General features: G+C 34.2%; 13 protein-coding genes. All 13 read right to left on the bottom strand.

What is annotated here, in order from left to right:
* Position 1: 1 nt before the first annotated feature.
* The 13 genes from ACNRYB_RS14920 to ACNRYB_RS14980 all read right to left on the bottom strand — a co-directional run bounded on the left by ACNRYB_RS14920 (position 2) and on the right by ACNRYB_RS14980 (position 17,081).
* A complete protein-coding gene (locus ACNRYB_RS14920; protein ID WP_473727751.1) occupies positions 2-829 on the bottom strand; it encodes a DUF6734 family protein in 828 nt (275 codons plus the stop codon).
* Positions 826-1,404, bottom strand: coding sequence for a hypothetical protein (locus ACNRYB_RS14925; RefSeq protein WP_343706253.1), 579 nt, complete (start codon positions 1,402-1,404; stop codon positions 826-828). The genes ACNRYB_RS14920 and ACNRYB_RS14925 overlap by 4 nt, the downstream gene beginning before the upstream one ends.
* A gap of 11 nt (positions 1,405-1,415) precedes the next feature.
* A complete protein-coding gene (locus tag ACNRYB_RS14930; protein ID WP_473727752.1) occupies positions 1,416-3,269 on the bottom strand; it encodes a contractile injection system tape measure protein in 1,854 nt (617 codons plus the stop codon).
* Positions 3,253-6,693, bottom strand: coding sequence for a hypothetical protein (locus tag ACNRYB_RS14935; protein ID WP_473727753.1), 3,441 nt, complete (start codon positions 6,691-6,693; stop codon positions 3,253-3,255). Before ACNRYB_RS14935 ends, ACNRYB_RS14930 begins: the two co-directional genes overlap by 17 nt.
* Before the next feature lie 11 nt (positions 6,694-6,704).
* Positions 6,705-9,407 carry a hypothetical protein gene (locus ACNRYB_RS14940; RefSeq protein WP_473727754.1) on the bottom strand — a complete coding sequence of 901 codons (2,703 nt, stop codon included), beginning with the start codon at positions 9,405-9,407 and terminating at the stop codon, positions 6,705-6,707.
* Positions 9,395-12,814 carry a baseplate J/gp47 family protein gene (locus tag ACNRYB_RS14945; protein WP_473727755.1) on the bottom strand — a complete coding sequence of 1,140 codons (3,420 nt, stop codon included), beginning with the start codon at positions 12,812-12,814 and terminating at the stop codon, positions 9,395-9,397. Before ACNRYB_RS14945 ends, ACNRYB_RS14940 begins: the two co-directional genes overlap by 13 nt.
* A gap of 13 nt (positions 12,815-12,827) precedes the next feature.
* Complete coding sequence (locus ACNRYB_RS14950) at positions 12,828-13,238, bottom strand: GPW/gp25 family protein (RefSeq protein WP_473727756.1); 411 nt, start codon at positions 13,236-13,238, stop codon at positions 12,828-12,830.
* Positions 13,239-13,240: 2 nt separating this feature from the next.
* Positions 13,241-13,531, bottom strand: a complete 291-nt coding sequence (locus tag ACNRYB_RS14955; RefSeq protein WP_129747594.1) for a PAAR domain-containing protein — start codon at positions 13,529-13,531, stop codon at positions 13,241-13,243.
* Between the two features lie 63 nt (positions 13,532-13,594).
* Positions 13,595-15,340, bottom strand: coding sequence for a type VI secretion system tip protein VgrG (gene vgrG / locus ACNRYB_RS14960; protein WP_473727757.1), 1,746 nt, complete (start codon positions 15,338-15,340; stop codon positions 13,595-13,597).
* Positions 15,341-16,030, bottom strand: a complete 690-nt coding sequence (locus ACNRYB_RS14965) for a CIS tube protein (protein WP_066034801.1) — start codon at positions 16,028-16,030, stop codon at positions 15,341-15,343.
* 1 nt (position 16,031) lies between these two features.
* Positions 16,032-16,196 (bottom strand): DUF5908 family protein, encoded by a 165-nt coding sequence (locus tag ACNRYB_RS14970; RefSeq protein WP_202393912.1) that lies wholly within the window; start codon positions 16,194-16,196, stop codon positions 16,032-16,034.
* Between the two features lie 7 nt (positions 16,197-16,203).
* Positions 16,204-16,650, bottom strand: coding sequence for a phage tail protein (locus tag ACNRYB_RS14975; RefSeq protein ID WP_066034800.1), 447 nt, complete (start codon positions 16,648-16,650; stop codon positions 16,204-16,206).
* 2 nt (positions 16,651-16,652) lie between these two features.
* Positions 16,653-17,081, bottom strand: a complete 429-nt coding sequence (locus tag ACNRYB_RS14980; RefSeq protein ID WP_008463601.1) for a phage tail protein — start codon at positions 17,079-17,081, stop codon at positions 16,653-16,655.
* Positions 17,082-17,094 lie beyond the last annotated feature (13 nt).

Here is a 17,094-nt window from a genome sequence, read left to right on the forward strand (position 1 = left end):
TTTAAGTTATGCCTTCTTTCTCCAAAGCATTCTTTACTTCTTTGTACCAATACGGAAACAGTTTAGAAAGCCTATTTTCTATTTCCTGAACAATGTCAATTCTGTATTTTTTTTGCCCTGCAATGTGCGTGTAACCAATTCTATCTGCCAGCTGGCTGTTCTCGAACAGGTTTTTTTTCCACAGCAATAAGGTCGGCTTAATATTTTTATGATGTAATAATGCGGCCAGATTATACTGCTCCAAAACAATGCAAGGTTCTATTCTTGTTATGCCTGGATTATTGTTTTTTATAAAAATTTCTTCTAAAGCATAGTAGGCTTTTAAAAACTGATCTCGAAGTTCTAAGTCTCTAAAACCTAATACGCCACAATTGAAAGCATATCCTAAATCGGGTTTCCAATAATCTAGATCCTGAGTGTATTTATTAAAAAAATCCAATCGATATTGATACATGCCGTACAGTTCGTAATCATTTTGTTCAACAATTACTTTATCAAAATCAAAATTTATTTTTTTCTTTATAAAGGCGTCATTATCAAGATGAATAAAAGGTTTAGTTTGTTTTTCCATAACATCAATCTTCGATTTCATCCAAATGACAGCGTCTTTATTGCTGCTAATTTTAGTCACTCTGCAAGGAAGCATATACAGAAACTTATAAGCCGTTTCATCAGCATAAAGTTCAATATCCTTATACCATAAGTGGCTGTATAGTATGCTTAGAGCAGTAGAATAAATAGTTTCTTTAAATTTATTGCCTTCATTCCATCTATTGTTGCTGATAGGAAATGCATCTAAGCTGTAAATTATTCTAGGCTCTTCCTTCATAAAATATTTTTTTTAATGGTATGAATTAAGTTTTTCTCTTCCAGAAAAGTTACATTGTTGTACAAAGAAGCTTTACGGCTGTGCTTGTACAATCGTCTCCATTGATAATCTACACCTTTAACTTCTGAAGTGTTGAGATGTATCTCAGTATTATGATTTTTTTTACTTTCTTCAAATGAGGTATGCCAGACCATTTTGCCTAACAAAGGCGATTGTATATAAGTTGAATTCAAAAAATCCCTTTGAAAGCTGTCTATATTAATTGAATTTTCCCCAATTCTGAAAATATGTACCAACGCTTCGCCATTTTTTGTTTTATAATATTTTGAGAGGTATCTTTTTGTCTCCAATTTGTTCATCATGGGCTGTAAATCCAGTTCCTTTTCAAAAATCAGATCGATATCATTAATGGTAATGTCATAATATTCGCGAAGATTGAGATAGTCTGCAACACCTCCGCAAAAGACTACTTTAGAAAGATTTACATTATTGAATAAAAACTCTAAAGCCATTTGCTGAAGGCTGCGAATATTTTTTTTGTCGTATTCTAAAAAAGAGGTGTTATCAATATTCATATTTCTAATATTTACCAGTTAACATATATGATTCGTTTTTTCCAAGCTAATTTGATGATGCTCAAATTCCAGTTTAATTTGTCTAACAAAATATCTTGTGTTTTTCGCTCCATGGTGATTACAGGACTTTCGTCACCATTAATGTCTAATTTCCCTGGGCGTTGCAAGAATTCGTTTTGAAGCAATTCTGCTGATGATTTTTTCATAATATCCCAATTGCTTAATACCGCTTGCAACATTGTGAAGGCTTCTTTCTTCATTTCTTCTGAGAGTGTAATGTTTCTTTCAATAGGTTCAGCTATCGGAATATTGCATAAAAACTTTTCGAAGACCATAGCATTTTCATAATCCTGTTCTTTTCCCGTGGCTACATAATGCAAGAGATGTGCGGCAACTTCAGGATCATTTATAGTATTGTCTTTATTCAGCAGTTTGCAATTTTCAAAAAGAGATTTCAAAAAGGGATGAATTAATACTAGACCTGCATTGTCAACATATGATTCGCCAATAATGTTATTCTCATCAAATCGGTTTTCGTTTTTGACTTTTTCTTTCTCCAAATTAGAATCCTTTTTATCAATTGCTCTTTCGTGAGTGTTAAGAGTTTCTTCTTTTGATTTATTTGATAGGCTCTCGCTACTTTTATTACCATCGCTAATAGTAGCATCTTTGCTTTTAAACAAAATCGAACTCTGATCTTGCGCTAGATTCTCGTTATTTTCGTGAATTCTTTCTAAATCTATTTTTGTATCGCTTTCTGATTCTGTCCGACTCTCTATTTTTATTGCATTTTCTATTTCGGTCTCGCTTTCATCTTTCGCTGCATTTTCAATTTTTGCTTCATTTTCTGCTTCTCTTGCATTTTTTATCTCTGTCTCAGTTTGTATCGTCACTTGATCATTTGAGATAGTATTTAGCTCTGTTTCTTTTTCTTTTAAAATAACTTGCTCTAATTTTTTTTCGATAATCGAAACAGTAGTATCCAGATGAGCCAATAATTCTAGTTCATTTTGATTTTCTATCTGATTTTCAATTTCTTTTATATAAAGTTCTTTGTACTGAAAAAAGTGGTTCTTTTTATGAAATTCCAATACACTTAAAAACAATTTCAAAAGCTTTTCTTTTACAATTGCTTTACTTGCATTATTTGTTTCCAAAAGGTTTAAAAGAACTATTTCCCAAACCAAAAACCTTTGATTTGGAATCAATTGATTTTTGGCAATGCTGGCTTCAATCTGTTTTTGTATTGATTCAATGCAGATTATTTTTGCTCTGCTTTCGACGCTATTTTTTTTGAGTAATATTCCCTTTTTAATAATGTTTACAATTTGGACATCACTAAATTGTTTGATAAATCGTGCTCTCACAATTGGCTTTTGAAGAGAATTGTTCCATTTAAAAGAAAAGCTCTCATTATTTAAGATTTCATCAAATGTGGTGTCGTTTACTACTTTGAAATCATGATTTGAAGTTGTCCACCAAGTATTTGTCCCAGTTTCAAGAAAATGAAAGAAGCTTTCTATTGCCTTTTCTTGCGGATTAATAAGTTTATAACCTTCAATGTTTTTCTCTTCTTTTTCAAAAACTTCCTCAACTTGTTTGGTAATATTTTTTAGGATTTGCTCTTTGAAATTTTCGAAATCTAAATTTTGATTTATAGCAATATCAAGGTTGAGCTTGTCTAATTGTATGCTATGTGAAGGATTTTTTGAATCCACTTCGTTAAAATAATTTTCTAAAAGCGTGAATACTTCTTTTTGCAAAAACGCATCAATATTGTCCTTGAGATAATATCCTTTCTCTTTAGAATTGGTATTTATCTCAAGGAAAACTTTATTGATGATATGTTTATCTAAGTTTTGCATTGGCTGTAAGGGCTTCTATTTGTATGTTTAAAGAAGATATGATAAAATCGATTTTTGGAAATACCTTCAGCATACTAGTCAAAAACGCTTTCAATGTTCCGTCTTTATCGCTATTGAATTTGATTTCGATAAAACTTGTAAACAAATTATTGAAAAGTAATTCTACTGGAATAATCTGTTTTTCTGATGCTTTCAAAGTTTCTGGATCTTGACATCTTAAAATCGTATAAAACAATGAGGTGTTAAGCGATATAAGCGTTTGTACTGCCGCAATCAGTTCTGGATTTTGTAGTTTGATGGCAGTGCTAACAACTGTGGATATTAAATTGAAATTTTCTTGTGTGAATAATTCAGATAAAGTATCATTTAATTTACCGCTAATGTAGCTCTCAAGATTTTTTTGAACTTCAGCCAATCTGTTTTCCGTTTCAGAAATTAAGCGATTGGTTTCTCTATTGAATTTATTTACAACAGCAATTTCTCTTAGATTGGAGATCGTTCCAATGGAGTTATTTATAAATAAACCTGCATTATCAAGACATGTATTCTCTTCAACGGTTTTTCTAATCTCTATTGATCTTGGGCCATCGGTTACCGAACCACATTTACCCTCAGCAATTAATGAAACAGAGATTGAAGATTCGTTATACATGGAAGTTTGTCGCGTTATCGGATCTTTTTTATCTGTTACAATTACTTCCTTGTCAATGTGCCAAGTATAGGCCGCAGCATTTTGAGAATTGTTGTTTAGGGTTAGAATTCCTGTTGTAGCATCTACATTGTAACTAAAACTAGCAATAGGCAGATCTAAAAGTGTAATGGTAAGATTGGATGGTTTGTCGTCTATAAAAATGATTACAGTTTGGACATCTTTAGATACTTCACCTGGAACAAACATATATTTTTCTCCGAATGTAACTTGAACTCCTTCTCCTAAAATTTGTGCTCCTTTTACATTAGGTTCTAGAGTAAGTTCCACAGGTTTATCGTTTCGGCAAAAAGATATTTTGTTAAGTAATTTACCATCGACCAGTACTTTTGGATCTGAAATTTCAAATGTCACTGGATGTGTTACTTTAAAATCACAATTGCCATTGTCTGCATAAAGTGTAACATCAAACGTGAATTTCTTTTGTGATTCGCTATTATACTTGTAGATATGTGTTATTTCGGTTTTATCATCTGTAACCCAATCGGTTTTGTCTCCAAAATCCCAAGTAAACTTATTTCCTTCAATATTTTCTCCAGTTATGGTAAAAATGATTTCCGTTTCGTCAGCTCCTGGAGATTTTGAAGGAACGGCTGTAAAATCGAATTTTGGCTTTTCGAAAATGGTTATCTTACAATCCGTATCAAAATTGTTGACTGTAAAAGTTATCGGTTGGCCAATCAACTCTTTGCTGACTAAATTTGGATCAAAAACAAGTGCGCCATATTCGTTTACGGCTATTCCTCCATTTTGGTCAGGTCTAACATTGGCTTTTACAAAACCTCCCGACGGAGATACTTTAAAAGGCAGAGGAGGTGTTTTGCTGTCAAAACAAATTTTATCTACAGGCAAACTAAGGCCTATGTTGTTTTCGTCGCAACATAAATAAGGCAACGAAAAATCGGCAACAATTGGATTTAAAATAGGGGTGCCTTCTGTAAATTTTTCAAAATCTCCAGTTAAAGATGGTTTTCGGGTGTTATAATAATAGTAATACGGTACTTTTTCTTCCAAATAGATCATTATGAATGTTCCTCCTGGAATTACACCTGCTTTATGCTCGTAGCCATGATTTTTGTTAAGGTAATACTCGGTGAATTTTTGGATCGTTTTATCCAATTCATTAGCATTTATTGCTAGAATCATTATATTGAATCCAAGACCATTATCTAACCTGATTTGCTGGATTACTTTTAGTGCTTCTTTGTAATTGCGTCCTTGATGGCCTTCAATTCTATAAAAATCACTATCAAGATGTATTTCAAGCGGTTTTTTAGTATTCAATAAGTCATCGTGATAACTAACATTGTTTTTTTGCAATCCTAAAATCGTTTTTTCAAAATCCCAAGCCTTAATAAGCGAGTCGTTTACATCATTGTAAAAAGGAATGGCTTTTTTGCCCAGTTTGCTCAATTGAAGTGAAGGCGTGATTTTTATAAAATCATACGATGTATTGTAATTTTCTAATAATTCGGCACTTCTTAGAATTAGACTGTACATTCTTTGTTTTGCCGTGTCTTCGCCATAGCATATTTTCAGTTCATCTGATGTGATGTCTTTTTCTTCAGAATCAGTATCGTCTTCAAGGCAATCATTGCAAGGAGTAAGGCTTTCTCCTGTAAGCAAAGGCGATTTGTAGAAAGCATGACGAAATTCAAAACAAGGTTCTGATTTGAATAGTTCGCCCAGCATTAAGTGTTTCGGAAAAGCATTAATATCAGGATAACAGTAACTATCCTCTAAATTGAGTAAAAGCGCTCTCGTTTCGTTGTAAGTATCCACAAGATCGTTAAGGAGATCATATCGATATTGAAAATCTGAAGGAAGTATTGGATCTCCATCAAAATTAAATAGTTCGGTTATTTTTTTTTGAATAACATCTAAAACTATTGGCATATTTAAGCCTGTCAGAAGTTTGTTGTAGCCATCCTGCAAATTCTTAACTACATTATTTTTGAAAATACCTTTTGTAAAAGTTTGTTTTAATGCTTCAAGGTGAACAAAATCGTCTTTTTTTAGAACAATTCTATTCGATTTTAGATCTGGTAATGTATAGTATAAATTGACATAATTGATTTTGCCAATCATACTGTCATAATTCATTATTTTTTTGGCAACGTCTTTGCTGACAATTAAAATTTTATAATTGCCTACAATTTCCAATCCCTGATTATCGCATGAAAGGCTTACGCAAAGGTCAGATTCTTTTTCATAAGACTCTAGATACAAAATAATTACAGCTTCTTTAATATCAAATTTTGTATTTGACGTAAATTCTGCTAAAGCAAAATTTGGATCCTTTTCTTTTTTTTGCTGTTCTTCTGTTAAGAGTTCAAAAAGAGGCAATTGTTGGTTTGCTCCTCCATAAAAAAAAGGTTTATACGCCGCTTTTGTATTATCATAAACTTTGCAATGCGTATAGGTTTTAGAGTCAAAATCGATTTTTTTGTTTCCCAACACATCTGCCTGATATAACTTAAAAAGATCACCATCTGTAGTTATGCCAGTTCCTTGCGTTATTGAAATCGTTTTTTGTGCTTCATTATAAGAAGGATAAAGTCCGCAAACTATACCAACGCCACTCAGGTAAATGCGGGATAGGCGATCCTGATCGTCAAAAAAGTCGACAACCTCATTAAGGTTTCCTTCAGTAAGTACCTGATTCTTTGTGAATCGTCGGTATTGTGTTGTTATTGTTGAAAGTTTAGCTGACATTGGAATAGTTTTTATAGTGATCCTAAATTCGTTTTTCCTAGTATAATTTTATCTGACAATCTTTCGTTTTCATCACTGCAGTCAAATAGTCGTCCTGTTGGGTAAACATTGTCTAAACTGGTAAGTGATTTAATAAAACTAATTAATTGAGGTTCTGGCTGCTCTTGATTCAAATTGGTTTTGGCAATCAAGTAGTCTTTGTATGTTTTTTCAAATTGAACGAGCTGGTTTTCTGCGGGGTCTTTCACATCTTTTTCCCTATAGCCAATCCAGCATATTTTTGCCAGAATGTGAGCTGGCAGTTCTTCTTTGATTATTTTTTCTATATAGTTTCTGAAATCGGTATTGGCAAATCGCAATGTGTATCCCGGCAGCACTACACTCACGCGGTAGGAGTAAGGGTCAATAGGTTCGCAATCACCACACTCTTCGGCGCAGATAGGCATGAAAGTATTTGGATTTACTGTGATCTGATTTACATCTGGACGAAGCATCATGTGTTCTACCAAAAACATTCCTTCCTCAGTAAAATCTTCTTTCATGAATTGAATCAAATCCAGAATTGACTTTTCTAAATCATGTAAATCAGTATAATATTCATACCTGCGGGCGATAATGCGGTCTGGATTTTTCTTGTCATTAATAGCAGGATTTATAATGTCGTATGAATATTTTCCAGCGTCTGATTTCTGAATTAAGATATTGTCGATAATGGATAAATCTTTTACAGTGCCGTTTTTAAAGGCTTCTTTTATTTTATATTCCCGAGTCTGAATAATCTGTAAAACAGCAAAATAAAGCTCTTTATTTGCAGCAGAAGTATCAAAGTATTCAGCGGTTGAAGAAAGTACAATTTCATTATTCTTGTCCACAATGCGCCATCTATAAACCGATTGATTGTCTGAATCGATAAAATTGTACATCTGAACAAAAGAGTTGGAAAGATTTCTTCTGCTGTAATCTTTAATGCCAATGAGTCTTGAAATCCTTTTTTCTGCTCCTGAAACATTATTTGTATTCCATAAATTGGCAATAGGCTGTTTGTAATAATCAAAAGCATTGCCTCGGTCTTTGCTTACAACTTTATAATCTTTCAAAAAGTTTTCTTTGTCGCGCAATACCACTTGATCTGTAGTATTGCCATAAATAGTTTTATTGACAAAAACGTATTCTGAGAAATTTTCGGCAAAACGAGACAAAAGATGATCCAAAATTTTATTTCTTCTTTCGATGTTATTGTCCTGTTGGTCAAAAAGCAGTTCTGTAATGCTGTCGTCAGTGTAATTATCATATCCGTCAACAATGTCATTCGCGCCTTCAATATCTTTTACGACTTGAGTAAAAAGAGTTCGGGTCAAATTTCCGCTTACCGAAAGCAATTCGCTTACCTGACCTAATTGCTTAAAATAACTCCCTAATATCTGATCAAAAAATAAAAGATATCCTTTTAATTGTTTTGCTTTGGATTTACGTTCAACAGATGCTCGGGTTGGAAGACCTACTTCGCCAATTCCATAAGTTTCAGGAAAATCATTTTGTATGGTGGTATAAAAATCGGTGTTGAGGTATTCGCCATTTGGTATTTCTAATTCTTTATTCTGGCTGGCGTTGGTTGTAGCTTTGTCTTTTTCGGCTTTTATGGCATCTAAATAAATTTTTACTTGAGCCTGATTGATATTCAGAGGCAATAATCCTTTGTTGTAATTGAAAACACTTTTGACACAAATAACTGGTTTTTGATAAGGCGCAAGGCAGATAAGCCATTTGTTTTCCAAGTCATCACCATTGCAGTTTCCTAAAGAAATATCTTTAATTAAGATTACATCTGGCACCGACATGATGATTCTCATGATATCTGAAAGACGCACTTCATTTCTCAAATCTGCGGTAAGCAATTCTTTGGTATCAATGAAACCATTCTCTAAAGATGGACCATCAAAAATTTCCAAAGTCGAATATCCTTTGTCAATCATTTGTTTTAACGAATAAAAATTGACCGTTGTCGATAAGTAACTTTCAAGAGCATGAAGAACATTGGCATGAACCAATTCTTCATCGGCTTCGGTATTTACTTCAATATCTGCGCAGATTTTGATGGGATAATCTACTACTTTTTTGATATCGACAAGATCTTCGCAAAGGTTTCTGTTGGCATGATACTGCTTTCTTATTTTTTCTTTAACAGCTTCTATTTCTGATGGTTTTGAACTTTCGAAATCTACATACAAATCATATAAACCATTTAGCTCAAAAGATTTTCTTAGGTTATCTGGTAGATTATTATAATCCTTAACATCATAAGAAAGCTGATTTTTTTTGCAGTCTACATAAACCTTTTTCTCGTGTTTGGCGAGCCAGCAATTTCTAACTCCTTTTATGTCTATAAATAGTTTTCGGTAATCATTTTGCGTAACAGGGCTGGAAGATAATACCTCTGAGGCTTTAAAAAACTGCTTCGGAATGCCTTTATTGATGTCATCAGATGCTAGTATATTTTCTATAGGAAGATTAAGTCTCATGCCCAAATCTGAAATGGCATAAGAAAGCATTTCCAGCATTGTAATACCAGGATCATGCTCATTAAAATCGGTCCAGAATTTACTGCCAAAAGACTCGATGTATTCGATTCCTTTTTTTCTTAGATAAAAGAAATCCAAATCGTCCTCTGAAGATGATTTTTTAGGAATGGTGATATGTTGATTTAGTAGCGACATTTTTCAGGTTCTTCGTGGGTTGTTGGTTTACAGGTTATGATGTTGGTGCTGACAATATGGTTTTTAACAGAGACTAAAATGTTTTTTGGACTTGATGGAGACAAAGTGGTTTGAAAGTCCAAAAGAGGAACATTGGCTTCATTATTTTCTGTGTCTTCTAATGGCTGAGGATTATCCTTATTTGTTTTTTTGTCAATGTATATCGCCATTTCCAGAGTAGATAAAAAATCTACGTAATATAAATTTTCGATGTATTCTATAACAATGCTTCGTTGCAGCTCAACTCCAAATATGATTTGTTTTGAGGTATCAAATGCCCAAGGCGATAAAAATTTTATAAGATCTTCGTTGAGCTGTTTTTTATAGAAATTCTCATCGTATTCTGGATAAAATTTTACACCTAATTTGATTATAACCTTTTCATAATCAGGGTTAATTACTTTTGCAGACACTAACATGGAGTTTTTGGAATTAATAAAGCTCTCAATGCTGTTTAATGTGGCTGTACTAACTCTTGGCTCATAAATATCGAATACATTTTTGTCTACGATATCTGGAATTACGACTAACGTTACTTTTCCTGGAGATAAAAACGAGGTTTCTGTACCCGAAATAAAAGTATGGTTAAGGCATTTTACTCTAAAAACACTTGGAAATTCCTGTAAAATAAGATGCTCATAATCCCAAAGTGTTATCGCTCTGTTTTTGTGGCGCAAACGTTCGCTTACACGCAGATAATAAGAAGCATCAGACTCTAATGGTTTTCCATCAAACGAATTAAAAGGCTGTTCAACGCTTTTAATCTGCGGAACTCTAGTAATTAATTTAGATATTGTTTTAGCAGGTAATGTGCTGTCTAAATGGGCTAGATTGTTGTTATTATCAAAAAACTGGGCGGTAACAACTCTTGTTTTTACATCGATAATTTTGCAAACAGCATCATAGGCTTTGTGCATTTTTGCTTTTATCCAAATAGTATTGGCAGGAAACAGCGTATTGTCATTAGTCGCCTGTTTTGGAATGCCAAATTTTACGATACCAGATTTTAAGAAGTTATCTATGCCATTTGCTAAAATATCCTTATCAAGATTTTTCCAATAATTATCGCACAATATGTACCATTCTACTTTTTGTTTTCCTGTAAAAGTGGGTACTTTGGTGTTTTCGCTTCCTTCTAATATTTGAAATAATAATGAAATCTGTTGTAATATTTCGGCATCTTGAAGACCGATGTAAAATTCGCCTCCATTGCAATAATCAGGAACCAGACAATTGGTAATTGGAGTGGAAGGATCCAAAATTTCATTATTGATGGCTTGCTGTTTCAAATATGAATGTTCTTCTTGCTGACCAAAAGGAGCTTCATGAAATAGTTTTATTCGGTTAGATTCGTAGGCAGAAACGGCAAAATCAATAGTTTCTTCAGCAGAATAATCCAGACTTATGCTTTCTACAACAGGAGTGTAAGGTTCATTTGGGATAGGCGTTGTTGGCTCTTTCTCCACATTCATTATCGCCAAAGTGTATATTTTTGGAAATAACGAATGCAAAAATGACTGATTTAGGGTCAATCGAATGGGACCGCTTTTGCCAAGTTCATAGTTTCCTTTTACATTGATATTCGATTCGAATGCATTATCTTTCTCATCATCAGCGTCAAATAAATTGACTTTTTTATCTTGTTCATTCCAAACTTCTTTGTTTAAAACTGATAAGGTTGCCTTAAAATAATCTTCTACAACAATTCCACCGTCTGGGTCTATTTCAGGCGCGTGGGGTGTTTCTTCAACAGCTTCAATTGTATCATTAATTTCTACGACAGGAGCTTTTATTTCCGAATTGTTTTTTTTGGCAATTCCATCTTCTGGCTGGTTGGCATTCATCATTTTTTTAACGCTATCCTTGATGAAAATGGCATCAATAAAACTTTGTTTACTTATGGTTTCAAGGAAACTATTTTTGTAAGCAGCATAATGAGTTACAAACGATAAAGGAGTATTTTTCCACTTTATGTTAATATACGCGTCAGTCCATTTTTTAGAAAAAATCTCAGGATAGTTGATTATAAATGAACTATTTTTTTCGGGTTGAGTTGTAAAAGGGAAAAAAGGTTTTGCAGCATTAAGCAGACCAGTGTCACTTTCTAATACTAAAGATTTTACATCCTTAACTTCAACCCTTGCTTTAATACTAGTTATGGGTTTTGTAACCAGACTTCTAAAAAGAGTATGACCTTTTGGATCTTCTGTATTAATTAAAAATCGAATTATAGGCAGTTCTGTAGAGAAAAATTCCCCCAAAACTTTCTGATCATAGTTAATAATTGCAGGATTGTCTTTTGATATTTGAAAAACCAGTTTTAATTGGTTGCTGCTAATGCTGGAAGATAAATTTGCAGTTTTAAAATCAAGGCTATCGCTAAGTTTAAAACCGCCAACCCATCCTTTTTTTCCACTATATAGAATGCTGATATTATCCAAAAGATCATCAGCATTTAGCGGATGATGAAAAGCCAAAGCCTCATCAAAAGCAATTGTAATGTCAATGTTTCTGTCGCCTTCTTTAAGATTAAATAATTCTGAAGCTATTGCAAAACCCAATTTGGCATCGTCTAATTCTGGATATTTTTCTTCATTGGAAGTATATCCAAAAGGAAACCAGTAAGGAGAATCTTCTTTTAAAGGTTCGCCTTTTCCGTCTAGAGAATTGGCAATTTCGCTGTATTTTATTTCGCCTCGATCAACGTCATTATATACACTTTTTAAATATGCTATATTGGCTTTGTTAGCAATAAACTCTTCTGTGGTTTTATAGATTAATTTTTTGCCATCGGGATCTTTTCCTGCATCAAGTTCTGTGTTTACAGCAATTTTTTCTTCAGCAATTTTTTTTGCCAGTTCAAAAATGATATTGACTTTATCTGCTTTTGCAGGCAGTTTCTCAATTTGAAGTATGTCTTTGTAGAAGAAATCTAAATGCTTCTTGGTAATGAGATTAAGTTTGTTTTGGGATAATTCCAATAATTTCAAGAAGCACACAAACAAGGTTAGGTGAGGAGTAAGGTCTTGATTTATCTTGGCAGTCGATAATGTTTTGGTGATCTTTTCTTTTAAAACGGCATATTGGCTTTCTGTTCTTTTCGGGATGATGCCATTTGGAAGATTTTCTTGTGAGAAGCCAAAATAATTAAAAAACTCCTGCCAATTTCCTTCTGGTTTTGTATCGTTATTTATGTCGAAAAAGTTGACCTCTTTGGCTAAATTATAAGCAAATAACAGCCAGTCTTCAATAGTAAAATCATGAAGTTTCAGGTTGCTTGGCTCTAGTGCGTCACTAAAGCGTTCTTCCTGATTAACTCCATTTCTTTTAAAAATAACATTGTCTATTTGGCTGCCGTTAGTGCTCATAGCTTATAAACTTTTAAACATTAGTGCCTTCTTCTTTGTAAAAAGGATAAACAAGATTGCTTCTTGAGTTTGTACTTCTTATTCTGTAGTCGATTATGACTAATAATTCTCCTTCTAAATCATCACTTTGCGTGATATCGATTTTTTCAACATCAATTCGCGGTTCGTAATACAAAATCGCAGTTTTTATAAGTTCTGAAACATAAGTTTTGAGTGTTCTGTCTAATGTTTCAAAAAGCAGTTCATCCATGTTACAACCGTATCTGGGAAGCATAATGCGTTCGCCGATTTTGGTAGAAAGCAGTATTTCTAGACTGCTTTTGATGTCTACTTCGTCAGATGTCATTACGACTGCTTTATTGTTCTTTTTGAACTCTGGCGGAAAACTCCATCCCGTTCCTAAAAAAGCTTCTTTATTTTCCATAATCAGCCTATTAAAACAGTTGCACATCCCAATACAATTGTTCCGCCATGCGCAGTTGAATCTCCCATTCTTGCGGCTGGTTTTCCTCCAATCAGCACTGTGCTTGAACCAGCTATAATACTATCTGGTGGTCCTGTGCAAACAATCATATCTCCTAAACAAGCTGCAGGTTGACCGCCTATTAATACTGTAGGCGAACCTGGAGGTAATATTGGTCCTCCGACATGAGGCACAGTTCCCGTTACCATTGGGCAAACATGCATGTCGTTAATTCTTGCGGCTGGTGCTCCCATAACTACTATTTTTTATAGTTAACCTTTTGTTTAAGTTTTTGGTAATATAGTTCAGATAATGAGTTAGTTAATCTGAACAATGCTGCCTTTTACAATCGCTACTGCAGCCGATGACATTTCTGCTCCAGCATTTCCTTCGGCTTTAAATTGGGCAGTTGCTTTTAAGTTTACATTGGTGCCTTCAATTTTTACATCTCCTGTTGCTTTTATTGAAATATCGCCTGCGCTTTCCATTTTTATTCCTGCGCTGTCAATTGTAATCACATTTGAATTTTCGTCTTCAACCACTATAGATCCTTTGTCTTCATCTAGCGTTATTTTTTTTCCTGCCGGAGTTTCAATAGCTATTGATTTTTTCTCATCGTCAAAGAGCACTTTCATTTCACTTCTTGTAAAAATCCCTTTTTGATGGTTATCGTCTGATGCTTTTAGCGGAGCAGGTTTTGCACTGCTGTGGAGCATTCCTAAAACAATAGCATCATTGGGATCTTCATTGATGAAGCCAATAATCACCTCGTCTTCAATTTCTGGCCTAAAAAATGTGCCTCTGTTATCACCTGCGTCTAGAGCTGCGACTCTGCACCAAATGCCCTGTTCTTCGTTATTGATGATTGGGATTTTGACCAAAATTCTGTCCTCGCCATCAGGATCGTCTTGAAGCTGTGTTACAATACCAATATGAAGTCCTTTTATGGACGGAATTATTCCAGAAGCCGATGGCGTATTGACATCATACGTTTCAGAAAACCATTCAGGATTTAATCCAAACTGCACATTTACAGTCCAGTTACCATTTGCTATTTCATGGAAAACTCCAGTAACGTATGCTTTGCCATTAAAGCGATCTCCAACACCTTCAAGTGTAATAATGGTATTGGGTTTAACAGCGGGAATACCTTGAAATTTTACTCTTCCGCGAACTTTTGACAGCTGCTGAAATAATAGTTTTGCATCGGCCCAATCTTGCAATTCGGTATCAGTAACATGACCGCCATGACGCAATTCTAAGTTTTCCAATTTTACGATATCAGATAAATCAGAAGCAGATAAATTTCCGTTTAGACTTACACTCGGATCTTTGGCTTCAATTTCTAATAATTCCTGATTGGATGCATTCCAGCTGTAAGATGAAACTTTAGCAAACTGATTTCGAGCATCAATTTCGGCATCAAAATCGAGCATTGTGGCGCCAAAAGCAACTGTTTCAACTGATTCTGAAGCCAAATCTGGTTTTTTTACAGAGATTTTGCCATTTTCAACAAAACATAATTTTCCATTAGCCTGTGCACGTGAGACAATAAAATCCCAGTCAGAAGTATTGTACTGCACTAATTCTTTGTGGCTATAATTTGTACTTTCTACATCTTTTTGCAAGCCGTAAGTGCCAATAATATCTTCAAAAGCATCACTGTCTTTTACATCATAAAAATATTTACTCTTTCTTCCAATGGTCATTTTTACGGCTTCATCTTTACATTCTACAATCAATAGGGACGAATTGTCTTTTATTTTTATGGAATGTTTTACCACTATTCCCTTGTAAATAGTTTCTTCGTCACTGTGATAACCCGCTTTGATTTCTATCTTTTTACCTGGAATAAGCAAATCTTCATTACTTAATTTAAAATCTCTTGAAGCGGCATCTCCATCAGTCAAAATAATCTGCGCCATAGGTATTCTGTTTACCTCATTATGCACTACAATGCTCATTACTTGGTAAACGCCAGACAGCTCAGTTCCCTCAATGAGCAATTTGTGCGTTACTAAATCGGCACTTTTACTGGTTTGTATGACGTCACTATTGTTCATCTATTGTTGTTTTTGCAGTGGAGGGAAAAATATTTTTTGACCAATTTTTAATTTTCTGAAATTGATGAGCTTGTTGGCTCTTGCTACTTCGAGATAATATTTTGAATCGCCGTAGATTTTAAAAGACATTAGCGGAAGCGTATCTCCCGCTTTTACAGTTCTAGTGTGTGTTAAATCAGGAGATTGATTGTTCTGCTGTTTGGCTCTTAACTCATCTTCCACAACTCCTTTGAATTTTCCTTTTGCAATAGCTCTAATTGGCGTTCCGTCTGGCCTGAAAAGTTTGTATTCAATGGTCATTTCGGTGAGAGATCCTTTAAACAGCAGGCTTCCCCAAGCAATTTTTAAATAATTTGGCTTATGTTCTGTACCGTTATATTCTAAAATTACTTTTCTAAAATGCTCAATGTCTTCAATAACACCATTTTCAGTGCTTTCTTTGCCGGCAATAACTCCAGTTCGATCAAAAACAAAATCCAATTCTAATTCCTCTGGAGCAATCGCTGTAAACCTTGGCGCAGGACTGCTCGTTCCAGCGGCTTGAGTCGTATCTTGCTCGATTTTGTAATGAAAAGTATATTTCTCAGGATTCATCAAAGTAACGAACTCTTCAATATCCGAAATGGGACTATTGAATTGCGGATCGCTATAGGCAATAATCTTCAGTTTTTTTAATTCACCAGTTGTCATATCAGCGTTCTTTTTTTCGTTCAATGATCTTCATTACTTGCTCGACACATTCAGCTACATTATCTTTTTCTGTAGAAGAAGAAGATGGTGAAGCTGGTTTTGCACCCGAACTTGGACTTTCGTTCACATTTATTTTAATGTGAAGCTCTTTGATTTCAATTGGCATGGCTAAATTATTTTTTATGAAGGGTGAAATGATTATAAGCAAGCTCAAAGCTTTCAACAACAATTTTGCTTTCTAAAGCACTGAAATCTTCAACAGCCCATTTTACTGGATAAGCATGTACCACTTTCCAGTGCATTAACGGTTCGTGATCTTGATTCAAGAGTTTTACGGTTAAATCAACGGGCTTAAATTCGAAGTTTTCAATTGCTTTTCTGCACCATTCAATTACATCAGAATCAATAAGAATTCCTCTTTTTAATACCAAATTGGGATATTTGGTTTTTACAGGAAGTTTGTGTTTGAATCTGTTTTCTCCACCCTCAACAAATTCTTCTGTCTCAAGATCTACAGAAAGCCCTGATACCGACTGAAATTGATGGTCTTTTTCTTTTGTGCCTAGTTGGTCAAATTCAACCAGAAAATGAAAACCTACGGGTGGATAATAATTAGCCATGATTAGTCATTTTGAATAGATAAACCTTCGTGAACCAATTCAATAGATTCGATGGCTACTTCGTTTCCATCAGCTTTTAAATCAGTTGACTGCACTTTTGTTGGCCATGCATTTTTTACTTTCCAAGTAATCACTGGTTCGTGTTCTTCGTTAAGCAATTTGATGGTAATATCTCTTCTTTCGATGGTGTTCAGTTTTACCGTATTCCACCAAGCGTAGTATTCATTGTCGCTTTTAAAAGTGCCTCTTTTCATCGTAATGTTAGAGAACTTTTGCATGCCAGGCATCTTGATTTTACTGTACTCTGGACTAGCGCCCTGGCGGTACTCAATAACTTCAGTTTCTACATCTAATCCGGAAACTTCTGTAAAGCCTATTTTTGTTCCACCCCAGTCAACTGAGAAATGAAACTTTGATAACGGATAACTCATGATTTATATTTTT

Source organism: Flavobacterium sp. CR10, assembly GCF_055814415.1.